Below are 22,655 nucleotides of genomic sequence, written 5' to 3'. Positions count from 1 at the left end.
TCATTCAGCTTATATCAATAAACAGGTTTCATCAAATGATGGCATATCCTGCCATTTCCCTTATCTGGGCTCTACGATCAGCTTGATCGCCGTTCGGTCTTCCCCGTCAATAACGATATCCGTAAAGGCTGGAATACAAATCAAGTCTACTCCGCTGGGTGCTACAAATCCCCGGGCAATGGCTACCGCTTTAATCGCTTGATTGAGTGCGCCTGCTCCGATGGCTTGCAGTTCAGCCGCCCCGCGTTCACGAAGCACGCCTGCCAGAGCACCGGCAACAGAATTTGGATTGGACTTTGCTGAAACTTTTAATACTTCCATGGTAAGTACCTCCCCTGGGAATGATGATAAGCTTCCACATACTAGATGTTATTCGGGAGTCCGGAAATAATTCCTTCTTTCTGACAATTTTTCAGCCATAAATCCGCCAATAGTCTCAGAGGAAAACTCGGTCAATCCATGATCCAATCGTCCTCGAGAATCCGAATTTTTTCCATTTTCAGCGCCTTGCCGGTTGCATCGTCCAGCTGGACAAATACGCCGTGGAAGTGCCATTTTCCGTTGTCGACCTGGAACCGGACCGGCAGCTGTGTTTTGAATTTGCGGAGTACCGCATCGCGTTCCATGCCTAAAATGCCTTCTCTAGGACCGACCATGCCGGCATCCGTGAGATAGGCCGTTCCGTTCGGTAAAATAGTATCATCATTGCTCTGCACGTGGGTATGTGTTCCTACGACGATCGAAGCACGGCCGTCCAGATGCCAGCCCATGGCGATTTTCTCGGATGTGGCTTCGGCATGAAAATCAACAAGAATATGCTTGTGCTTCTTACGGAGCTGGTCGATAATCTCATCGCTGGCCCGAAACGGGCAGTCAATGGCCGGCAGAAACGTACGTCCCTGCAAATTCACGATGGCCAGTTCTTTGCCGTTGGCTTTAATGATCGTATGTCCCAATCCCGGCGTCCCCGGCGGAAAATTAGCCGGTCTTACCATACGCGGCTCGTCGTCGATAAAGTCAAAAATCTCCTTGTTATCCCACGTATGGTTGCCCAGCGTAATCCCATGGACACCCCAATCGAAAAAGTCTTTGGCAATCGACTGCGTGATCCCTCTGCCGGAAGCGGCATTTTCGCCGTTCGCAATGATGATATGAGGGTTATACTTCGTTTTTAACGACGGCAGTGTCGCTTTAAGCGCCTTTCTGCCTACACTGCCCACGATATCTCCAATAAATAATACGTTAATGTTGGTCTCCTCCTTAAGATGAACAAATATGAAAAGTGGCCCCCAAAGCGGCCACTTTTCATCATTTACATTATTTGGCGTATTCAACCGCGCGAGTCTCGCGGATGACCGTCACTTTGATATGCCCCGGATAGTCCAGTTCATTCTCAATCGTCTTCGTAATATCCCGAGCCAGGCGGAATGCTTCGGCATCATCGATCTTCTCAGGCTGTACCATGACGCGGACCTCGCGTCCTGCCTGAATCGCGAACGATTTCTCGACGCCTTCGAACGATTCGGAGATTTCCTCCAGCTTCTCCAAACGCTTGATATACGTTTCGAGTGTTTCGCGGCGCGCTCCCGGTCTTGCAGCTGACAAAGCGTCGGCTGCGCCAACCAGCATCGCGATGACCGAAGTTGCCTCTACATCGCCATGGTGGGATGCGATACTGTTGATAACCACCGGATGTTCTTTGTATTTCTTGGCCAGCTCCACGCCGATTTCAACATGTGAGCCTTCCACTTCATGATCCAGCGCTTTACCGATGTCGTGCAGCAAGCCTGCACGCTTGGCCAATACGATATCCTCGCCGAGCTCTCCGGCCATCAGACCGGACAGATAAGCCACTTCCATGGAATGCTTCAGCACGTTCTGACCATAACTGGTGCGGAATTTGAGCCGTCCCAAAATTTTGATCAGATCCGGATGCAAACCATGTACACCCACTTCGAATGTCGCTTGTTCGCCATACTCGCGAATCCGCTCATCAACCTCTTTACGGGATTTCTCCACCATCTCTTCAATCCGAGCGGGATGAATGCGTCCGTCTGCTACCAATTTCTCCAAAGCGGTCCGGGCAATTTCCCGGCGGATCGGATCAAATCCCGACAAAATTACAGCTTCAGGCGTATCATCAATAATGAGGTCAATACCGGTCAGAGTTTCCAGTGCACGGATGTTCCGGCCTTCACGCCCGATAATCCGTCCCTTCATCTCCTCATTCGGCAGCGTCACCACAGATACGGTGGTCTCCGCCACATGATCTGCAGCGCAGCGCTGGATGGCGAGCGTTACGATTTCACGGGATTTCTTGTCAGCTTCTTCTTTCGCCTGCTGCTCAATATCTTTAATCATTTGAGCGGTTTCATGGCGAACTTCCTGCTCTACATTGCTCAAAATAATGCTTCGTGCGTCTTCCATGGTCAAACTGGAAATGCGTTCCAGCTCCGTGACCTGGCTTTTGTAAATCAAATCGATCTGCTGTTGAGTTTCTTCGATGCGTTTCTCCTTGTTGGCCACTTGCTCTTCTTTACGTTCAAGCGATTCAATTTTTTTATCCAGCGACTCTTCTTTTTGCAACAATCGTCTTTCCTGCCGTTGAATTTCATTTCGACGCTCACGAGTGTCTTTTTCAGCTTCGGTCCGGATTCTGTGTACTTCGTCTTTAGCCTCCAGTACCGTTTCCTTCTTCAGTGCTTCTGCTTCCTTACGCGCGTTTTCCACGATCTGTACAGCAGCTTCTTCAGCACTAGAAATTTTAGCCTCTGCAAGAGATTTGCGAATAAAATATCCAATCACGAACCCCAAGAACAATGCGGCAACAACGAGAACGACCCATAGCCATATAGGCATTCAGTTCACCTCCTCGTTGGTTCCTCCAAGGTATTCCTTGGGATCTTCTACAGTTGTCCATTCATTTCAATTCATCATACGTACTTCAATCATTTTCCATCTGCACAACTTCCCCATGGGAAGGTTGTACAAAACCCGTGCTACCCTAGAGGCGGGATAAGGCGGGGGTAGTTCATATGAATTGGAGAGAAATTAGAATCTTTCATTAAAAAACCTTTTTTTGGAAGGAAAAAAGATCTTTTTACAGGAATAGATTCATCTTCATTTTAGTATTTGTGAAAAGATATTGTCAAGAGAGGGCATTTCATATTGTGTCAACTTCTTCCTCAGTCGAATGAAAAATATTCCTCTTCATCCTCGGGATAAGCGTCCTCCTTGAGCAGCTGATTTATGACCTTTCGGACCAGCTCTCCGGAGTATCCCCGCCTCATCAAATAAGCCCCCGTTTTGCGCTTGCGATCGGCGGCTTCGCCCTTCGTCTGGTTCCATTTCTTTCGGCCGGCTGCCAGGGCTGCCTCAAATTCCTGATCGGAACTGACTTCAGCCAGCGCCTCGGATATAATCGACTTATCGACGCCTTTCTGCTGAAGCTCCTGCCTGATCCAGGCCTTGCCTTTGCGGTGGTTCCTGATTCGCTGCTGCGCCCACTGCCTGGCATAGCTTTCGTCGTCCACCAGCCTTTCTTCCACCAGCCGGTTCAGCGCATACTCAATCGATCCCGTTTCGATGCCTTTCTGCCGCAGTTTCATTTCAATTTCCTTGCGTGTCCGCGGCTTCCGCTCCAGCGCCTTTAAGCCTTCGACATAAGCCTGCTGCCGCTCGTCCGCTACGACGATTTCCTCCAGCTCCTGCTTCGTAAAGGCGTTCCCCTTGACCATCCGGTACTTCACGAGGACGTCTTCGTGGACGGAAAGGGTGTAGGGTCCGAACGATATTAAATAACGCCCTCTCGGCTTGGCCAGACGCTCTACTTCCGTGATCCAAAGGGTTTCATCGTCCGGGAACCCAGCCAGTCCTTCATGAATTCCCTGCTCTTCATGAATCCCTTGCCCTTCCTGATGTTCATGGCTATTTCCTTTTCGCATCTCTCTCACATCCCATCACGTGTTCAATGTAAGTCGTATAACTGAACCGCATTCTTAACGTACTCTATATGAGAAAAGACGCCCAGTGACAGGTTATCACCGAGCGTCCTCATTATAGTCTCAATTCATTCACGGAATACGATTTCAAACGATAACCCTATTCCAGCTCTAACAATTCCTGTTCTTCGCGTTCCTCGGCCGCTGCTTCCTCTGCGGTCGGCGCGCTCACCGTCGTCGTCAAATTGCTTGCCTCACGGATCTTGTTCTCGATCGCTTCCGAAATAGGCTGATTTTCTTTCAGGAACTGCTTCGCATTCTCGCGGCCCTGACCCAGGCGCTCGCCTTCATAGGAGTACCAGGCACCGCTCTTATTGACGATATCCAATTCCGTACCGATATCGATAATGCTGCCTTCCTTGGAAATGCCTTCGCCGTACATGATGTCGATCTCCGCCTGCTTGAACGGAGGAGCCACCTTGTTCTTGACGACCTTAATCCGCGTCCGGTTACCCACGACATCATTGCCCATCTTGATGCTCTCAATACGGCGTACATCCAGACGAACGGAAGAATAGAACTTCAGGGCACGGCCACCCGGAGTCGTCTCCGGATTCCCGAACATGACGCCGACTTTCTCACGAAGCTGGTTGATAAAGATCGCGATCGTCTTCGACTTCGCAATCGCACCGGACAGCTTACGCAGTGCCTGGGACATCAGACGAGCCTGCAGACCTACGTGGGAATCACCCATTTCGCCTTCGATTTCCGCTTTCGGTACGAGCGCGGCAACCGAGTCCACGACGATAATATCAACGGCGCCGCTGCGTACGAGGGCTTCCGCAATTTCCAACGCCTGCTCACCGGTGTCCGGCTGAGACAGCAGCAGCTCGTCAATGTTGACGCCAAGCTTGTTGGCATACGACGGATCAAGCGCATGCTCCGCATCGATGAAAGCAGCTTGTCCACCGACTTTCTGTACTTCAGCGATGGCATGTAGGGCCACCGTCGTCTTACCGGAAGATTCCGGTCCGTATACTTCAACCACGCGGCCTCTTGGAAGTCCGCCAATACCAAGTGCTATATCTAGAGCCAGGGAGCCGCTGGGAACAACTTCCACCTGCATATGTGTCGACTCACCGAGTTTCATGATCGAACCTTTACCGAATTGTTTCTCTATTTGACGAAGCGCCATTTCAAGCGCAGCACGACGATCTGACAATAAACTCACATCCTTCACCGTTTATACTATTATGATACCTTGTTTTGGAACGTTTGCCAAGCATTTTTTCGAACATACATTCGTTTTTTTGCCGGGCATTCTCCTCTCATCATCATGCCGCCGTACCTTAAACCAACCGCCGCAAGGAAAACCCGCCAAATATGGGGGCGCTCCTGTGAGCGCTTGTTCTTCTATGATGATCGGATGCTAGAGTCCGAACTGGAACAGGCTTCCACCCCTACTCCAACCATAAGAAAAAGAACCGCGGCAAACTTATTTTTGCACGGTTCTTCCGTATGGTTATATTATAGCGCCTGGCTGGCGGCTGCACAACTTCAAACCTGATCCTTGGACTCCCCGGTGGCCGGATCGGCAGATACCAGTCTTTGCCACAACCGGTACAGCAGCGTTTTGACCGAGCGGACCCGGATCGTTTCGCGGTTGCCGTTCAGCTTCAGCTCAAACACTTCAGTCTTCTGCCCGCGCTGGGCGATCCCGACGTACACGAGGCCGACCGGTTTGCGTTCGGAATACCCCGGCCCCGCGACACCCGTGACGGATAAGCCGAAGTCGCTGTCCGTGATCATCCGCACGTTCTCGGCAAGCACCTCAGCCACTTCGGCGCTCACTGCTCCCGGTGCGTCGTCTCCCTCCAGCAGCGCATGCGGGACATGCAGCAGCTTCTCCTTCATCTCGTTGGAGTAGCAGACGATCCCTCCCACGAACATTGTGGCGCTGCCCGGAATGGACGTGATGCTCTCCATCAGCATGCCTCCTGTGCAGCTCTCAGCGGCGCTCAGCGTAATCCCGCGGTCCGCCATCATGTCAACGATGATCCGTTCGATCGGCACGTCCATGCTGGCGTACATATGGTCTGCGAGCCGGCTTTGAATTTGTCCCTGCATCGCATTCAGTTTCTCCATCGCTTCCTGCTCTGTAGGCGCTTTGGTGGAGATGCGTACGGTCACTTCACCCTCCTTCGCATAAGGAGCGATCGTCGGATCGGTCTGTCCGTCGATCAGGTCCAGAAGCCGATCCTCCAGCAGCGATTCGCCGATGCCGGCAAACTTGAGCATTTTGGAGTAAATCGGCATTTCGTCGGTCAGGGCATGCTGAAGGAGCCACGGCTTCGCCTGCTGGTCGAACATCGGCTTCATCTCTTTTGGAGGACCCGGCAGAACGATGTAGAAGTTATCCTCCTGGGCAAGCGCGAGGCCGACGGCCAATCCTGTTTCATTCGGCAGCGGCGTGCTGCCGTCGATGACGAGCGCTTGACGGCGGTTGTTCTCCGTCATGTTGATCCCCCGCCCTGCGAAGAATCTTTCGATTTGATCCATCGCCAGCCGGTCAATGTGCAGGGAGCGGCCGACATGCGCGGCCAGGGCATCCTTGGTCAGGTCGTCCTGGGTCGGGCCGATGCCTCCGGTCAGGATCAGGATATCCGCGCGCTGCGAAGCAAGCTCAATGGCGCCCTGAAGCCGCGAGGCGTTATCGCCGACGACCGTCTGGTAATAGACGTCTATTCCCATTGCCGCAAGCTCCTGCGACAAGTACTGCGCGTTGGTATTCACGATTTGTCCAAGCAGCAGCTCCGTACCGACTGCAATGATTTCTGCTTTCATCCTTGATTGGCCTCCCTGTTATCGTAAAGTAGAATGGATATACCTATATTGAACACTTTACACGTTTTTAGCCTATCCGTATCACAGCGTTTGGTGGAAAGAAAAAGCAATAGGATATCCCTATTGCCTTACACATTGGAAAGCTGAAGCAGTTTTTTATTTTTGACAAAATAATCGATCCCCGAGTATATCGTGATCAAAGCCGCTGCCCAGATGGCAATATCGTCGAACGGCAGGCCGATCATCTCGAACGGGAAGTTGTTGATCAGAATCGCCACGATGGCGACAATCTGAATGACTGTTTTCACTTTTCCCCACTTGCTGGCCGCCACGACAGCCCCGTCAAGCAGCGCAATCTGGCGCAGGCCGGTAACGGCAAACTCGCGGCTGATAATAACGACAGCGATCCAGGAGTCGCACTTCCCCATTTCGACGAGCGAAACCAGCACCGCTGTAATAAGCAGCTTGTCGGCCAGCGGGTCCAGCAGTTTTCCGAGATTTGTAACCAAGTTGTTTTTGCGCGCCAAATAACCGTCTATACCGTCTGTGCTTGCTGCCAGAATAAAAATAATTACAGCGATCAGCTGATTGTACGGCAGCTCGAATGAATTCCAGGTAATCGGTTCCGGATAGAACTTGAAGTCGACCAGAAGAAACACCATCATGACCGGAATCAAACAGATTCTTGAAATGGTAATACGGTTGGGCAGATTCACTGTAAACCCTCCCCGGATAAATCAAACTAAGAAACGACATTCACATGCACGGCAGGCCGAAAATGAATAATAATGCACCCAGACCATCCATTATGTATGAATCCTCTACTTGGGGGCAGCAGGCACAGCTTGCGCCAGGCCGGCAACCCCGCCAAGACAGCGGGACAAGTTACAGTATAATATATCAATTTATACACTGTCAAAAGAGAAGTAAGCTCCTCTTCCCGCCCGTTTGCCGTGCGGTATACGCCCGCATTACTTCAGATTGGTAAACTGCAGGTCCAACGGCAGATCCGCCTTGCGGAGCAGCTGCATGACCGCCTGCAGATCATTTTTGCTCTTCCCGGTCACCCGGATCTGATCGCCTTGGATTTGGCTTTTAACCTTCAGCTTGGAGTCCCGGATCAGCACGTTGATTTTCTTGGCGTTGTCCTGATCGATTCCCTGCTTCAGGGTGATCCGCTGGCGGACGGTTCCCATCGAAGCTGGCTCGACCTTGCCGTAGTCCACGTTTTTGAGCGACAAACCGCGCTTGATCATTTTGGACTGCAAAATGTCAATCACCGCATTGAGCTTATACTCGTCATCGGAGGTAATGACCAGCGTCTCCTTCTCCAGCTTCAGGCTGCTCTTGCTCCCTTTAAAATCAAAACGGGTTTCGATTTCACGCTCCGTTTGATTGATCGCGTTGATCATTTCCTGGAAGTCCAATTTGGAAACAATGTCAAACGAATTTTCCGAACTCATCATTACACGCCCTTTCAGTTCCTTTTCATGTCATATTATATGAAATTAACCGGGACAAGTCTAATCCTAAACAGCGTTCCTACCGTTCACAGATATTATCTCACGGCGTTCGGTACTGCTTAGGCAGGGCTTAGGCAGAAGACAGGACGCGATTAGCGGAAGCTTACAAGCAATGAACACGGACTTCAAAAAAAAGACATTCGCCGGCTCATGGGTCCCCGGGAATGCCTTGTTCTTATTTTACGATCGGCTGCGGTCACGGGTTGGCTGGCGGAACATATCCAAAATGCCCAATACGATCCATGCCAGTCCAAATCCAAGAATACCGTACCCCCAAGCGCTGGGAGTGAGGTAATAACCGAGCAGGCTGACGATAATCCCCACAATCGTGGTGATCCAGCTGACAGTCATAACCATACACCTCATTTCTATCCGGAATAAGAAGGACTTAAAGCTAGAACTATTGTCCCCTGGAGTGTATGGCATTATTCAGCCGAGCCTGTCCCGCCGTTTAGCCGTTGCTGTTATCCGATTGATCGGAGGAATCCCCGGTCGACGAATCATTACCGGTTGTCGTACCGCCCGTACCGGAATCGTCCAGCTTCAGCAGAATGCGCGAAGTCGATTTGCCGTCCTCCACCGTCTGCCCTGCTACCGTAATCGTCGTTGCAGGAGAATATCCCGATTTAATGTACATGCCGGAAGAATCGAGCGTAAACGTCAGGGTATCCCCCTCCTTCGTTTTACCGAAAGAAAGCTTCTCGCCGGACGAATTTTCGCCTTTGTACACTTCAAGCCAGCTCTCGCCCGTCGCTTTGATTTCCACCTGAACCGGTGTTCCCTGGGCTGCTGCAACCTTGAAGATCGTCGTTTTGCCCCTCTTGCCGTCCGGAGCTACGGTTACGCCTTGATTGCCTTGGTTCGTCGTATCCGTCGAGTCCGTACCGGTTCCCGAAGGATCTGTTCCGGTGCCTGAAGGGTCCGTGCCATTTTGATCCGGCGGTGTGGTTGTGTCCTTGCCCCCGGTATTTCCGCTGTCCGTGTTTGTGTTATCCGTCGTTGTGGTGTCCGAATTTCCGGAATTGTCCTTGCTGCCGTCATCCCCCGGATTGGTGGCATTGTCCGGCGGCGTAGTTGTTGTTGCGGGCGGATCCTGATTTTGCGCCGTTGCCGGATCCTGCTGCTCCGTAACCTTGGACGAATCGATGCTGTTGTCTTTCTTTGGCGAACTTGCGTTGTTCGCATACAAATAAATAACGACAATGATCAGAATCGGGAACGTCCACATCAGCACGGTCGACAGCCACTTCACGTTTCGTTCAGGCGACGAGGAGCGGCTGCTGGACCGCTTCTGAATGACCGGCTCCATCGTCGCTTCCGGCTCCGGAGGAGCTTCCTTCTTGTGGCCTTCGAGCAGAACGTCCGGATCGAGTCCCACGGTTTCGGCATATGTTTTAATAAAAGCCCTCACATAAAAACTGCCGGGGAGCACCTTGTAGTCCCCTGCTTCGATGGCTTCCAAGTATCTTTTGCGGATTTTTGTCATTTCCTGCACGTCGTCCAGGCTCATGCCCTTCTGCAGTCTGGCTTCTCTTAACTGTTGACCCAGTTCAGACAACACCATCACCTCCTCATCAAATTACTTACAGATCGTCGTTGTATGTGCTTGTGAAAGTGTCATAAATAATTTCTTCATTCGGATTGTTGCGCAGCTCGATAATAATATCGAAATGATCGTACGTATACTCGGACTCCTGCACGAATACATCGGGATGCTCGATCACTTTCGTGCTCGGCATGTTCATGATATCCTGCAGCAGGTTGTAGTGGCGTTCGTTGGAACGGATCGTGCTGACGATTCCGTCGATAATAAACACGTTGTTCCGGTTCATTTCGTCTTCAGAGAGCTGGCTTCGGACCGTCTGCCGCAGCAGTGTCGAGGATACGAACGTCCAGCGCTTCATGGCGCACACGCTCCCCGCGATGATGGACTCGGTTTTGCCTACGCGGGGCATCCCGCGAAGGCCGATCACCTGATTTCCTTCCTTCTTAAATATTTCACCCAAAAAGTCAACCAGTAACCCAAGTTCGTCACGCGTAAAACGGAAAGTTTTCCGGTCATCGGAATCGCGGTCGATGTACCGGCCGTGGCGCACAGCCAAAATATCGACAAGCTTCGGCGTCCGCAGCGCGGAGACCGTTATGCTGTCGACCTTTTTCAGCATGGCACCCATCAATTGGATCTTCTCGTCATCATTGGTTTCCAGCAGCATTCCCCGCGTTTTGCCTTCAACCCCGTTAATTGTCAATATGTTAACCTCCAGCATACCGAGCAGGGATGCAATATCCCCGAGCAGACCCGGACGGTTCTTATGTATCTTATACTCCATGTACCATTGTTTCGCTTCCACTTCGACACCCCATCTGACCTTTTCCCATGTTTTCCAATAAAATAAACCTGCAGCCCTTTCGGGTGAGGCTTCCAAAAAATCGCCTTTATTTCATGGGTCACGTTAATGATATATAAAATACATATGAAAAACAAGGTCAACTCTGTAAACATTAGAGAAAAGCCCCCAAATGGGGGCTTTTTCCTAATGTTAAGCGTTTTTCTTGGCTAATTTAACCATCAGCCGGGCAATCGTCTGGCGCTCTTCACGGTTGCCCACTTCCCACAGCTCCTTCAGCGCACGGTTGGAAGCGTTGGCCGGATCGACTTTCTCATCGAGAAAATCACCGATCTCGTAAGCCAGCTTGGCGATGGTGTCTTCGCTCATCCCCATTTTTTCGGCTTGTGCGACGCGTTCCCCAAGAAACTTTTTCCAGGCATCAAAGTTCTTTACTACTGTTGACATATTGATAAGTCCTCCCTTTGCTGTGGCGCATGAGATTTGAAATCAACAGTTGTAATATAACCTGTTTGGGGCGCGCCTATGCAGGGAAGACCGTCCTGGCGGCTCAGGTAATCCATCCACCGTTGGGGCTTATTACCTGACCGTTGATGTAGCCGGATTCGGGCAGCGCGAGAAAATAAACGAGGGACGAAATTTCGTCGGGTCTGGCCAGCCGTCCGGCCGGAATTTCATCCTCGAGCATCCGTTTTTCCTCGTCGTCCAAATGGTTCAGCATTTCGGTATCCACCGCGCCCGGAGCTACCGCGTTCACCGTGACGCCAGAAGGGCCAAGTTCTTTGGCAAGCGCTTTGGTAAAAGCGTTAATACCGCCTTTGGTGGTCGAATACAGCACTTCGCAGGAAGCGCCCGAAATCCCCCAGACGGAGGATATGTTGATAATGCGGCCGCTCCGCTGGGAAATCATGTAGGGCATAAAAGCTTGTGTACACAGAAACATGCCTTTTAAATTAACGGACATCACTTCGTCCCATTCTTCCTCGGTCACGTCCGAAAGAAGGCCGTAGTGAGAGACGCCCGCATTGTTCACCAAAATGTCCGGCAGCAAACCGTGGGTATCCAGCTTGTCGCGCATGCGCAAAATCTGGTCTTTATCCCGCAAATCGGCGGAGACCGTCATGACCCTGGCTCCGGACTGCATGCAGCGCCGGGCCACGTCATTGGCGGCTTCGTGCGATGACCCGTAGTGGATTACCACGTTCATCCCTACCGCTGCAAAACGCTCGGCGATGGCGGCACCGATGCCGCGGCTCGCCCCGGTGACGAGCACCGTCGTCTCTCCGATCGGCTTGTGCAGGCTCTCCTCTCCCCTATGCTGCATTAAGGATTCACCACGACCGATACCGCCAGCTGTTCCCAATCCACATGCTCTTTCAGGCGGTTGTTCACATCGCTGAGCGTAATGGACTCATACAGCTGAATCACGCTGAAGAAGTCGCCGCCGCGGAACTGGTAGCGGGTGAATTCATGCGCGATATTTTCCGGAGAATTCAGCATGCGCAGGTATCCGCCGATTTTTTTCTTGCGGGCGCGCTCGAAATCTTCTTCCTTGAAGCCGGATGCCAGAATGCCGTCGACCTCTTCGCGGATCCGGGCAAGAAGCTGGTCGGGATCACGAGTGTCTCCGCCCGCGGCCGAAAAGGCATACTGCGGAGAACTGCTGTATTCATGCGAGAAGCTGTCGGAGATCAGGTCCTCGTCGTACAGCTTTTGGTACAGCTCCGTACTTGACCCGAACAGCAAATCAAGCATGAGCTTTGTTGTCAGGTCGCGCTTCAGCAGCTCCTTGCCGGTCAGCCCCACTTCTTTTTCCTTAAACCCGAACAGGCATTTCGGCATGGACACCTGCAGCTTGTTAACCCGGCGTTTTTCCGCAACACCGACCGTCTCCGGCTCAAAGATACGCTCGATTTTGCCTTGAGGCGGATAATCTTTCTTCGCCTGGTTGGCGCGGACGAGGTCGAACACTTCTTCCGGCTTTACTCCGCCGACGACGAACAGCAGCATGTTGCTCGGATGATAAAAGGCGTTATAGCAGGTGTACAGCGTCTCCTTCGTAATCGTGCTGATGGATTCCACCGTACCGGCAATATCGATGTGCACCGGATGGATTTTATACATCGCTTCGATCAGGCCAAAATAGACGCGCCAGTCGGCGTTATCCTGGTACATGTTGATTTCCTGCCCGATAATCCCCTTTTCCTTGTCGACGTTCTGGTCGGTGAAATAAGGATTTTGCACAAAGTTCACGAGCGTCTCCAGATTCTCGGGAATGTGCTCGGTTGCTGAAAACAGGTACACGGTCTGGTCGAAGCTCGTAAATGCGTTGGCGGATGCGCCGTGGGAGGCGAATGTGGCGAAAATGTCGCCTTCCGGCTCCTCGAACATTTTATGCTCCAGGAAATGGGCGATCCCGTCCGGAACCGAAATTTCGTCCTGCCCCTCCACCCGGAAGTGGTTGTCGACAGAACCGTATTTAGTGGCAAACGTCGCATAAGTTTTCTGGAAACCCGGCTTCGGAAGCACGTAGACGTGAAGGCCGTTATCCATCACTTCATAATAGAGAGTCTCCTGCAAATTGTCGTACTGAAGTTTTTCCACCGGCTATTCCTCCTTCTGACCCTTCAGAAAATAAATCGTATCCAAATCAAAAGTCGACGCGGCCGCCTGAACATCCGCGACTTGAATATCTTCCACCTGCTGCAGCAGCTCTTCTCTTGACCGGTCTTTGCCGGAGAATTGACGGTTGAAGTCGTAAGCGATCATTTCAAAAGCCGAATCCTCAATTTCAAGAAGCAGATTCCGGATCATCGCCTTCGTCTGCGACATCTCCAGATCGGTAATGCGCCCGGAGCGCATTTCCTCGAGCTGGCCCTTGATAATATCGAGCGCTTTTTCGTAGTTCTGCACTTCAATGCCGGACTGGATCGTTCCAATTCCCTTGTGCCCGTCATAGCGGGAAGAGCAGTAGTAGGCGAGGCTCGCTTTTTCCCTTACGTTCATGAACAGCTTGGAATGCGGGTATCCGCCCAAAATGCCGTTGTACATTAACGCTGCCGCATAATGATCATCCCCATAAGTGATGGAGGTGCGCAGCCCCAGATTCAGCTTGCCCTGGCTCACTTCCATTTTCTCCACTACGGTACGAGGCTCGCCCGACTGGCGCACCGGCGTTTCGGTCTTGTACGTAATACCCGGTTCAGAACCGAGATCAAAGTGCGCGTTGACGAGCTTCTCCACTTCCTCGAGCGTCGTGTCCCCGACCACATACAGGTCCATGCTGGCTTCGCTCAGCCATTTGCGGTACCCGTCGTGCAGGCTCTCCGGCGTAATTTTCTCCAGGTCCTGACGCTGTCCGAGCGCGTGAAGACGGTAAGGCTCGTTGCGGCACATCTCTTCGATGCAGCGCTCGGAGGCGTAGCGGATCTTATCGTTGACGATGGATTCCAGCTTCTTGCGGACGTTCTCCTTCTCCGCCTGAACGTAAGAACTGCGGAAACGGCCTCCCTCCAAAACGGGACGCGTCACCACTTCGCCGAGAAAAGCAAATGAGGATGCGAGCAGGCTCTCCTGGCTCTTTACGAACGAATCGTTAATTGTGTCCATCCGGAAGTGCACCATCTGGTAGTTGCCTCTTTTATACACATCAAAACCGAAGCCGGCCCCGTACATTTGCTCCAGCTGCTCGCGGAACTGGCGGGTCTCCGGATATGTAACGGTACCCCGGCGGAGTACAAAAGGAGTCAAGGCCGTAGGCGTTACGGTGTCCTCTGCAAGCGGGATGCCTGCGTAGAGCGATATTGCAAACGTCTTAAAGCGTTTCGTCGGCAGAACGTGAATCCGGATCCGCTTGGCGTTTCCATGTTGAAAAGCAGTTGTATTCAAGGTCCAAAACTCCTTTAGCCATGAATTTATAAAGCGTCACGCTTTTGATTAAGTTCCATTCTATACCATTGGAAAGTGAAGAAGCAACCGAAGACAAACCCTCCGGTTGCTGTTTTCCCTCATGCGCAATCTGCTTCGGGGAACGAACGAAGTTACGGTGCCAAACTTACGTTCAATCCTTTTACATGCAGAAAATATGCTGCCCGATCGTCAAGACTTGAGGCCGGGACCAGATCCACTTCGAAGTGGCTGTTTTCGGGTTAAAGTAGTACAGGCATCCGCCGGTCGGATCCCAGCCGTTTAACGCCTGCTGCACCGCTTTGCGGGCCGTTTCGTTCGGCGTGAGATAAATTTGTCCGTCGGCTACCGCCGTGAATGCGCCCGGCTGAAATATAACGCCATGGGGCGTATTCGGAAAGCTTGGCGATTTGACACGGTTCAGAATGACCGCTGCCACGGCAACCTGTCCTTCAAACGGTTCACCGCGGGATTCGCCGTACACCGCATTAGCCATAATTTTCAGATCGTTTTCAGACAGGCCCATCGTGTTGGCCGAGGCCATCGGTTCGCTTGTGTTTTTCTGATTGCCGCTTGTGCTCGGTTGTTTGCCGGCGGCGTTTCCGGACTCGGATGCGGATGGCTGCCAATTTTTGGTGGCATTGTACAGCTTCAGCTTGGTTTTGGCTCCGACCGTTCCGTCCACCTTCATCCCGAATTCGGACTGGAACCATTTGACGGATTTCAACGTGCTCCATCCGTATTGTCCGTCAATCTTTCCGTTATAAAAGCCCAAAAATTTCAGGCGCCCCTGCAGTTCATACACATCCTGGCCTGAGGATCCATACTTCAAAACCGTTGATCCGAATGTAGGTATGGTTTGTTCCGCAGGCTCCACCGCCGCTTTGGACGAAGCTTTGGAATCCGTATGGGGTCTTACACCTGCATAGACCGCCGCAGACAATAGAAACACCAAACCGATGATGATCCATAATTTTGCGTTTTTCATGGGTTAGCTCTACCTTTCTCTTGTGGGTTTGACAGGATGGCTACGGTTATTATGACAACAGGCCCCATTTCCTATACACCCTGCCCAAGAGAAAGAATGTGTACCGCCGATAGAAGCTTTCAAGCGTATTCCCATGTAAATCACCGCCAAAAAGGCCCCTCATGAACGATCATGAGTGGCCTCCAAGGAAGATATAGCACATCCGGCAATAATTACCGGACTATGAGCTGATGCGGTTCTGCTGCTGATACTGCTCCAGGGAGACGAGCACCTCACGCGGTTTACTTCCCTCGTAAGGCCCGATAATCCCCCGCGCTTCCATCGAATCGATCAAGCGGGCCGCACGGGTATACCCCACCCGCATCCGGCGCTGCAGCAGCGACACGGATGCCTGTTTGGATTCCAGCACGATCTGAACAGCCTGATCGTACAGCTCGTCCAGCTGGTCGTCGGCATCCTGCGACGTTTCCTCCACTTCGGGAACGAGACTTTCATCGTATTTGGCTTCCCCTTGGTCGCGGACATAGTTAACGATGATCTCGACTTCCTGATCGGTCATAAACGCCCCCTGCACGCGGATCGGCTTGGACGCTCCCATCGGCATGAAGAGCATATCCCCGCGGCCCAGCAGCTTCTCGGCGCCCGCCATGTCGAGAATCGTACGGGAGTCGACTTGGGACGATACCCCGAAAGCGATCCGCGACGGGATATTCGCCTTAATGACACCCGTAATGACGTCGACGGACGGCCGCTGGGTGGCGATGATCAGGTGAATGCCCGCGGCCCGCGCCATTTGGGCGAGGCGGGTGATCGCTTCCTCGACGTCATGCGCGGCGACCATCATCAGGTCGGCCAGCTCGTCGACGATGACCACGATATAGGGCAGCACCGCTGCCGGATTGTCCTTCATCAGGTTGTTATAGCCTTCAATATTGCGCGTGCCGGATTTGGAAAACAGCTCATAGCGCTTTTCCATCTCGACCACGATCTTCTTCAGCGCCAGGGAAGCACGCTTCGGATCGGTCACGACAGGCGCCATCAAATGCGGAATGCCGTTATACACGTTCAGCTCGACCATCTTCGGATCGACCATCAGAAATTTCACTTCATCCGGCTTCGCCTTATACAGGATGCTCGTAATGATGCCGTTAATGCAGACCGATTTACCGGAACCGGTGGCACCGGCGACGAGCAAATGGGGCATTTTTGCCAGATTGCCGACGATCGTCTGTCCCGAAATGTCCCGGCCGAAAGCGATCGACAGCTTCGACGAGGCGTCTTGAAAGACCGGCGTTTCCATAACCTCGCGCATCGTCACGAGCGAAACCTCATTGTTCGGCACCTCGATGCCGATGGCCGATTTGCCCGGGATCGGCGCCTCCATCCGGATATCTTTCGCGGCCAAAGCCAGCGCGATATCGTCCGTCAGTCCGACAATCCGGCTGACCTTCACGCCGATATCCGGCTGGATTTCGTACCGCGTCACCGCTGGCCCGCGAACGACCTCAAGCACTTTCGCCCGTACGCCGAAGCTCTCCATCGTCGCCTCCAGCTTGCGGGCGGTTTGCTTATAATCGTTCTGATCGCCTGCCTTGCCGCCATTCTGGGGCTTGGAGAGCAGCCTGAAGGGCGGGAGCTTGTACGGCTTCGGCGGAGGCGCAGGCGGGGTCATCGCAAGCTCCAGCGCCTCTGCAGGCTCAGCCGGACTTCCCGCGGATTCTCCTTGGAGATCCGCGGCGGTTACCGGCGCCCCGCCGTCCGGCGTCCCAGCGGTATCCTCATGGAATTCCGCGCTGATGCCTTCAGGCGGAAAAGCGGCCCCGGCAGCTCCGGCGTATGCTTCGTCCAATTCCTCCGGATCGACGTTGCCTTCGGATTTCACATGCTCGAAAAAGTCGCGGATGATCGGCGAAGATTCGTTCCGCTTCGGTTCCGCCCACAGCGGCTCCTCATGCAGGTCGAATGCATCGTTCTCCTCCGGCTCCACCGCCTCGCTGAACCGCTCGCCTGCAGCGGAACGGCTGTCCCTGACCGGTTCAAGAATATCGCTGCCGTCCAGCTCATCATCAGCAAGCGGAGGCTGTGCTTCGTTCTTGGCAAACCTGCTGCCGAACAGCTGGAAGAACACCGGGGCGCTCCGCTTCGGCTTCGGTGGCACGAAGTCCTCGTCCAATTCATCCTCATCGTCGTCAGCCGGGAGCGGCTGCGGTTTCTTCTGCCTGGACGAAGCCGCCCGTTTGGAAGCGACCTTGGCCGACTGGCGGCGGTTGTCCATCCGCTTCTGGACATTCTCGCCGGCCTTCACCAGCCTGCTGCGGAAGATTCGCATCAGATCGACATACGACAGATTCGTAATCAGCATAAAGCTGATAATAAACATAACGATCATCATCAGCTTCGAGCCCAAGGTCCCAAACAGCCAATACAGCGCCGCAAACTCGATGGCGCCGATGTAGCCTCCACTGATGTCCTTATTCAGCATGGAGTGATCGCCGCGGGCCGATGGCGACAGCAGTGCTCCCTGCAAGTCCGTATGTACCTGGGATAATATGTTCCCGGTGCTCAATGCGCCAACCGGACCCAGTTTCTTTTCCAATGAAGAAATGCTGCTCATAAGTACCAAGGCCAGGATCAACAGCAGAATTCCGCTTCTCCGCGTATTCCACCGTTTCGGCCATTTTCGCTGAATCATGACGCTGAGGCCCAAGTAGATTCCCACCAGGGGGATCACAAAATAAAACCGCCCTAACAGCAGTCCGAACATTTTGGATAATGACCACCCTACCGTCGCTTCACCGGATAAGGCGATAACGGAAAGGGTGATCAGTATAATTCCGTATATTTCGTATTTCAGCACATTGGTCAGTACTGCCTTCTTCTTCTTTCTTCGCTTAGCCAAAATGTCACCCCCGGCCAATATTATACCATATAATACCGTGGGGCACCTATGTTCTGTTTCTGCTGCTAAAAGTCCATTTTACAGTGTCGGAATGTAGCGTATTACCTGTCCTGGGGCAAACGCCGGGTTGAGGTACGATTCAAGCGGGCAGTCGAGCAGCCGGACGATTTCGGCCCGGCCCGCATCAAGCGGTTTGACTTCCATCAGGACGCCCTGCAGCCTTACCTCCGCCGTTTGGACAGGGGTAAAGCCCTCCTCCCACACAGCATCAAGCGGCATAATGGTATGAAGCGTCATTGAGTAATCCCCTCCGCCTCAATCGGTTGTTTACGCTCATCGATCAGCTTGTTCAGCTTGGCCAGAGCCTGGCCTATGCCTCCTACTTCGTCCATCAGGCCGTATTTGACGGCATCCAGTCCGCCCACCGCCGTACCGATATCCCGGTTCAGCTCGCCGGTGCGGAACATTAATTCCTTAAACCGCTCCTCCGTAATCCGCGAATGGGAGGTGACGAAGCGGACGACGCGCTCCTGCATTTTCTCCATATATTCGAACGTCTGCGGCACACCGATCACAAGTCCGTTCAGGCGGATCGGGTGAATGGTCATGGTGGCGCTCTCGGCGATAAGCGAGTACGTCGAAGCTACCGCGATCGGCACACCGATGCTGTGCCCGCCCCCGACGACGACGGTGACGGTAGGCTTGGTAAGGGACGTGATCATTTCGGCGATGGCCAGTCCAGCCTCCACATCACCGCCTACTGTATTGAGAATAATCATAATTCCGTCCACCTGTTTGCTTTGCTCCGCAGCAACCAGCTGGGGAATAATGTGCTCGTATTTCGTCGTTTTGTTCTGCGGCGGAAGGACCAGATGCCCTTCGATTTGCCCGATGATCGTCAGGCAAAAAATGTTCGACTCGGTTCCCTGCGGCACGTTCATTTGTCCCAGCTGCTTCAGCGTATCCAATGCCGTCGGTTCCGGGTTTACAGCAGGGGCTTGTTCCGGCGCCTCCGTTTCGCTCATCGGCGCACGGCGTGTATTTTGTGTCATCATGTCCTCGTCCTTTCCTAACCATATAATTTCCTGTCATTGTAGTATGGTGGAGGAAAGACATGAATTATACCGAAAAAATAACCCTATTCACAGAGCCTATGCCCGGCCGTCTCTTCAGGTTCCAGTTCCTTTCAGAATCTCCTATTATATCGTCATTAAACGACAAAAAGCCCCCTTCCGCAGGAAACCGTCCAATATTGCCTGCGGAAAGGGGGCGACTGTGTGCTGTTCAAGACGCTGGTTTATTCAATTGATTACACTTCCATGATGATCGGCAGAATCATCGGTCTGCGGCGGGTCTGCTCATAGAGGAACCGGCCCAGTGCATCCTTCACGCCTGTCTTCAAGGAAGCCCATTCATTAACATTTTCACTCATCAATTTCTGCAGTGTACTGGAAACAATGCGGTTCGCTTCATCCAACAGCCCTTCCGATTCGCGAACATATACGAATCCTCTGGAGATAATGTCCGGTCCGGACATGATCGTGCCGTCTTGTTTGCTCAGCGTAACGACTACAACCAGAATTCCGTCCTGTGACAGCAGTTTACGGTCGCGGAGGACGATGTTGCCAACGTCTCCAACGCCCAATCCGTCAATCAGCACGTTGCCAGCTGTTACTTTACCGGCTTTACGGGCAGATCCGTTCTGGATTTCGACGATCTCGCCGATATCCGTAATAAAGATATTGTCCGGATCTACGCCGACAGACTCGGCCAGCAGTGCGTGACGGCGCTGCATGCGATATTCACCGTGGATCGGGATGAAGAATTTCGGCTTCATTAAATTCAGCATGAGCTTCAATTCTTCCTGACTGCCGTGACCCGATACGTGTACTCCGGAATTCGAACCGCTGTAGATGACATCCGCTCCGAGACGGAACAGCTCGTCGATCGTACGGCCGACATATTTCTCATTTCCCGGTACCGGTGTCGCGGCAATGATAACGGTATCACCCGGCAGAATATCAACCTTGCGGTGTGTGGAACGGGCCATCCGCGTCAATGCGGACATTGGCTCTCCTTGGCTGCCTGTGCACAATACGACGACACGGTCAGCGGCCATCTTGTTAACTTCTTCAGGCTCGATCAACATGCCGTCCGGCACGTGAAGGTATCCAAGCTCGGCTGCGATGGAAACGACGTTTACCATGCTGCGTCCGATGACGGTAATTTTCCGTCCTGTGGATTCCGCCGCATTGACCACCTGCTGAATCCGGTGAACATTCGAAGCAAAAGTAGCGATAACTACGCGCTGGGATGATTTCCGGAAAATATCTTCAAGGACGACACCCACGTTTTTCTCCGATGGCGTGAAGCCCGGTTTCTCAGCATTGGTACTATCCGACAGAAGCGCCAATACGCCTTCTTCTCCAATAGCGGCCATCCGCTGCAAGTTCGCATATTGTCCGTTAACCGGCGTATGATCGAACTTGAAGTCGCCTGTATGAACCACGTTGCCTTCCGGCGTTGAGATGCAAATCCCGACCGAATCCGGAATACTGTGGTTGGTTCTGAAGAACGTTGCTTTCAGCGTGGAGCCGAGCGCCACTTCGGAATCTTCGTGAATCAGAATCCGCTTCGTTTCGCCAAGGAGATTGGCTTCTTTCAGCTTGTTCTCCACCAGGCCAAGCGTCAGCTTGGTTCCGTATACAGGAACGTTCAGATGCTTCAGCACGTAAGGCAATCCACCGATGTGATCCTCGTGTCCGTGCGTCAGCAAAATGCCTCTCACCTTGTCACGATTCTCCGTCAGGTAGGAAATATCGGGAATGACGATATCGATCCCGAGCATGTCCTCCTCTGGAAACTTCAATCCGGCATCTACGACTACGATGTCATTGCCGTATTGGATGACATACATGTTTTTCCCGATTTCACCGACGCCGCCCAACGCGAAAATCGCCAATTTATCGTTATTATTTTTTTTAGACAAATGAATCTAACCCTCCTATGGTTTTGGACGTCGTACCATTTAATATTTATATTTCAAAAATATACCGCACCCAGTCACTTGACCTCATTATACATGATAAAAAAGTCAAAACACAAGTCACCCTGAAAGTAGGCATTAGAGTTCCCCAAATCCATGCTGTTTATTTGAAATATCCCTATTGACAAAAAGCCCGTTCAAAAGCAGCGTCCCTGCTTAGGCCTTAACCCAAAGACATGCATCCTAAACACATAAAAACAGCGCCCTGGTAAGGACGCTGTTTCTGTCAGCTTATAAGAGGATTCAATTATTCCGCAAGCGAATGAACCAACCGTTCGATAAATTCCGCTTCTTTTTCATTCGGTCCGATGAGCGGAAGCCTTACGCCTCCGACGGAGTGACCCAACAAATTGAGCGCATACTTGACAGCAGCCGGATTCGGCAGCGGAGTCGGGGACTCAAACAGGCCCTTGAATACAGGAAACAGCTTCTGGTGAAGCCGTGCGGCCTGCACCTGCTCACCTTCCAAATAGGCCGTAATCATGTCCTTCATGGAAGCGCCGATAATATGTCCGGCCACGCTCACGATACCGTATGCTCCTACGGCCATAGCCGGCAGACCCGATGCATCGTCACCGGAATAAACCCGGAAATGCGCCGGCGCCCCGGCTGCGATCTGGGTTACCTGCTCGAGCGAAGCACATTCCTTGGTGGCGACCACGTTCGGAATTTCAGCCAGTCTAAGCGTCGTTTCGGTGCTCAGGCCTATGACGGTCCGTCCAGGGACGTTATACAGCATAACCGGCAGTTTCGTGCTGCGGGCAATGGCTTCGAAATGACGGTACAACCCCTCCTGGTTCGGCTTGTTGTAATAAGGCACAACGAGCAAAACGCCATCGACCCCAAGCTTCTCGGCTTCCTGGGTCAGATGGATCGAATGCGCGGTGCTGTTACTGCCGGTACCGGCAATAATTTTGCAGCGCCCTTTGGCATGGTCTACCGCAAATTCGAACAGCTTGAGCTTTTCTTCCTCCGTCAGCGTCGGGGACTCACCGGTCGTTCCGCAGACAACCAGTGATTCGGACCGCTGGTCCTCAATTAAGTAATCGATCAGCTTGGCGGTTTCTGTCCAGTTCACATTTCCCTGCTCATCAAAGGGAGTCACCATGGCCGTAATCAACCTACCGAAATCCATCTTGTACAACCTCCTAATAGGACGT

Annotated in this window: 21 protein-coding genes; all 21 read right to left on the bottom strand. The window is 52.6% G+C overall.

Translation table 11 applies throughout. From position 1 onward, the window contains the following. Nucleotides 1-60: 60 nt before the first annotated feature. Nucleotides 61-321 carry a stage V sporulation protein S gene (locus KI379_RS07905; RefSeq protein ID WP_006286829.1) on the bottom strand — a complete coding sequence of 87 codons (261 nt, stop codon included), beginning with the start codon at nt 319-321 and terminating at the stop codon, nt 61-63. A gap of 131 nt (nt 322-452) precedes the next feature. Continuing rightward, complete coding sequence (locus tag KI379_RS07900; RefSeq protein WP_212984638.1) at nt 453-1,247, bottom strand: TIGR00282 family metallophosphoesterase; 795 nt, start codon at nt 1,245-1,247, stop codon at nt 453-455. 70 nt (nt 1,248-1,317) lie between these two features. Then, entirely contained in the window at nt 1,318-2,859 is a 1,542-nt protein-coding gene (gene rny, locus KI379_RS07895) for a ribonuclease Y (RefSeq protein WP_076167981.1), read from the bottom strand. A gap of 326 nt (nt 2,860-3,185) precedes the next feature. Further along, entirely contained in the window at nt 3,186-3,944 is a 759-nt protein-coding gene (locus tag KI379_RS07890) for a regulatory protein RecX (protein ID WP_212983230.1), read from the bottom strand. A gap of 157 nt (nt 3,945-4,101) precedes the next feature. Further along, nucleotides 4,102-5,163 carry a recombinase RecA gene (gene recA, locus KI379_RS07885; RefSeq protein WP_145021827.1) on the bottom strand — a complete coding sequence of 354 codons (1,062 nt, stop codon included), beginning with the start codon at nt 5,161-5,163 and terminating at the stop codon, nt 4,102-4,104. A gap of 335 nt (nt 5,164-5,498) precedes the next feature. Next, entirely contained in the window at nt 5,499-6,785 is a 1,287-nt protein-coding gene (locus tag KI379_RS07880; protein WP_212983229.1) for a competence/damage-inducible protein A, read from the bottom strand. 128 nt (nt 6,786-6,913) lie between these two features. After that, nucleotides 6,914-7,501 (bottom strand): CDP-diacylglycerol--glycerol-3-phosphate 3-phosphatidyltransferase, encoded by a 588-nt coding sequence (gene pgsA / locus KI379_RS07875; protein ID WP_076167990.1) that lies wholly within the window; start codon nt 7,499-7,501, stop codon nt 6,914-6,916. Nucleotides 7,502-7,756: 255 nt separating this feature from the next. Next, a complete protein-coding gene (locus KI379_RS07870; RefSeq protein ID WP_076169539.1) occupies nt 7,757-8,248 on the bottom strand; it encodes a YajQ family cyclic di-GMP-binding protein in 492 nt (163 codons plus the stop codon). 240 nt (nt 8,249-8,488) lie between these two features. Continuing rightward, nucleotides 8,489-8,659: a hypothetical protein gene (locus KI379_RS07865; RefSeq protein WP_163872676.1), complete on the bottom strand. Its 171-nt coding sequence runs from the start codon at nt 8,657-8,659 to the stop codon at nt 8,489-8,491. A 100-nt stretch (nt 8,660-8,759) separates the two neighbouring features. Then, nucleotides 8,760-9,866, bottom strand: a complete 1,107-nt coding sequence (locus tag KI379_RS07860) for a RodZ domain-containing protein (RefSeq protein WP_076167993.1) — start codon at nt 9,864-9,866, stop codon at nt 8,760-8,762. 25 nt (nt 9,867-9,891) lie between these two features. Continuing rightward, nucleotides 9,892-10,659 carry a DUF3388 domain-containing protein gene (locus KI379_RS07855; protein WP_076169541.1) on the bottom strand — a complete coding sequence of 256 codons (768 nt, stop codon included), beginning with the start codon at nt 10,657-10,659 and terminating at the stop codon, nt 9,892-9,894. A gap of 189 nt (nt 10,660-10,848) precedes the next feature. Beyond that, nucleotides 10,849-11,103, bottom strand: a complete 255-nt coding sequence (locus KI379_RS07850; RefSeq protein ID WP_076167995.1) for a DUF3243 domain-containing protein — start codon at nt 11,101-11,103, stop codon at nt 10,849-10,851. 103 nt (nt 11,104-11,206) lie between these two features. Then, nucleotides 11,207-11,980: an elongation factor P 5-aminopentanone reductase gene (ymfI, locus tag KI379_RS07845; protein ID WP_076167998.1), complete on the bottom strand. Its 774-nt coding sequence runs from the start codon at nt 11,978-11,980 to the stop codon at nt 11,207-11,209. Further along, on the bottom strand, nt 11,980-13,260 hold the full coding sequence (gene yfmH, locus KI379_RS07840; protein WP_076168001.1) for an EF-P 5-aminopentanol modification-associated protein YfmH: 1,281 nt from the start codon (nt 13,258-13,260) through the stop codon (nt 11,980-11,982). The genes ymfI and yfmH overlap by 1 nt, the downstream gene beginning before the upstream one ends. A gap of 3 nt (nt 13,261-13,263) precedes the next feature. Beyond that, entirely contained in the window at nt 13,264-14,544 is a 1,281-nt protein-coding gene (gene yfmF / locus KI379_RS07835) for an EF-P 5-aminopentanol modification-associated protein YfmF (RefSeq protein WP_076168004.1), read from the bottom strand. Nucleotides 14,545-14,725: 181 nt separating this feature from the next. After that, nucleotides 14,726-15,550: a spore cortex-lytic enzyme gene (gene sleB / locus KI379_RS07830; protein ID WP_212983228.1), complete on the bottom strand. Its 825-nt coding sequence runs from the start codon at nt 15,548-15,550 to the stop codon at nt 14,726-14,728. 220 nt (nt 15,551-15,770) lie between these two features. Continuing rightward, a complete protein-coding gene (locus KI379_RS07825; RefSeq protein ID WP_373309537.1) occupies nt 15,771-18,449 on the bottom strand; it encodes an FtsK/SpoIIIE family DNA translocase in 2,679 nt (892 codons plus the stop codon). Between the two features lie 78 nt (nt 18,450-18,527). Beyond that, nucleotides 18,528-18,746, bottom strand: coding sequence for a YlzJ-like family protein (locus KI379_RS07820; RefSeq protein ID WP_076168012.1), 219 nt, complete (start codon nt 18,744-18,746; stop codon nt 18,528-18,530). After that, nucleotides 18,743-19,504, bottom strand: coding sequence for a ClpP family protease (locus tag KI379_RS07815; RefSeq protein WP_076168014.1), 762 nt, complete (start codon nt 19,502-19,504; stop codon nt 18,743-18,745). The genes KI379_RS07820 and KI379_RS07815 overlap by 4 nt, the downstream gene beginning before the upstream one ends. 254 nt (nt 19,505-19,758) lie before the next feature. Continuing rightward, nucleotides 19,759-21,438 (bottom strand): ribonuclease J, encoded by a 1,680-nt coding sequence (locus KI379_RS07810; RefSeq protein ID WP_076168017.1) that lies wholly within the window; start codon nt 21,436-21,438, stop codon nt 19,759-19,761. Nucleotides 21,439-21,742: 304 nt separating this feature from the next. Next, the gene (gene dapA / locus KI379_RS07805) at nt 21,743-22,630 is read right to left on the bottom strand and encodes a 4-hydroxy-tetrahydrodipicolinate synthase (RefSeq protein ID WP_212983227.1); all 888 of its coding nucleotides are present in this window, start codon (nt 22,628-22,630) and stop codon (nt 21,743-21,745) included. Nucleotides 22,631-22,655: the final 25 nt, after the last annotated feature.

The sequence above is a fragment of the Paenibacillus cineris genome, from assembly GCF_018333335.1.
In the GTDB taxonomy this organism is placed as follows: domain Bacteria; phylum Bacillota; class Bacilli; order Paenibacillales; family Paenibacillaceae; genus Paenibacillus_AQ; species Paenibacillus_AQ favisporus.
The sequence above is the reverse complement of the archived record's forward strand: the minus strand, read 5'-3'. Positions and strand labels throughout refer to the sequence as shown.

Bases quoted from the DNA above. Each gene is read 5' to 3' on its own strand.
- KI379_RS07880 (WP_212983229.1), bottom strand. From the start codon at position 6,785: ATGAAAGCAGAAATCATTGCAGTCGGTACGGAGCTGCTGCTTGGACAA.
- dapA (WP_212983227.1), bottom strand. From the start codon at position 22,630: ATGGATTTCGGTAGGTTGATTACGGCCATGGTGACTCCCTTTGATGAG.
- sleB (WP_212983228.1), bottom strand. From the start codon at position 15,550: ATGAAAAACGCAAAATTATGGATCATCATCGGTTTGGTGTTTCTATTG.
- KI379_RS07870 (WP_076169539.1), bottom strand. From the start codon at position 8,248: ATGAGTTCGGAAAATTCGTTTGACATTGTTTCCAAATTGGACTTCCAG.
- KI379_RS07865 (WP_163872676.1), bottom strand. From the start codon at position 8,659: ATGACTGTCAGCTGGATCACCACGATTGTGGGGATTATCGTCAGCCTG.
- KI379_RS07905 (WP_006286829.1), bottom strand. From the start codon at position 321: ATGGAAGTATTAAAAGTTTCAGCAAAGTCCAATCCAAATTCTGTTGCC.
- rny (WP_076167981.1), bottom strand. From the start codon at position 2,859: ATGCCTATATGGCTATGGGTCGTTCTCGTTGTTGCCGCATTGTTCTTG.
- KI379_RS07815 (WP_076168014.1), bottom strand. From the start codon at position 19,504: ATGATGACACAAAATACACGCCGTGCGCCGATGAGCGAAACGGAGGCG.
- ymfI (WP_076167998.1), bottom strand. From the start codon at position 11,980: ATGCAGCATAGGGGAGAGGAGAGCCTGCACAAGCCGATCGGAGAGACG.
- KI379_RS07890 (WP_212983230.1), bottom strand. From the start codon at position 3,944: ATGCGAAAAGGAAATAGCCATGAACATCAGGAAGGGCAAGGGATTCAT.
- KI379_RS07820 (WP_076168012.1), bottom strand. From the start codon at position 18,746: ATGACGCTTCATACCATTATGCCGCTTGATGCTGTGTGGGAGGAGGGC.
- KI379_RS07850 (WP_076167995.1), bottom strand. From the start codon at position 11,103: ATGTCAACAGTAGTAAAGAACTTTGATGCCTGGAAAAAGTTTCTTGGG.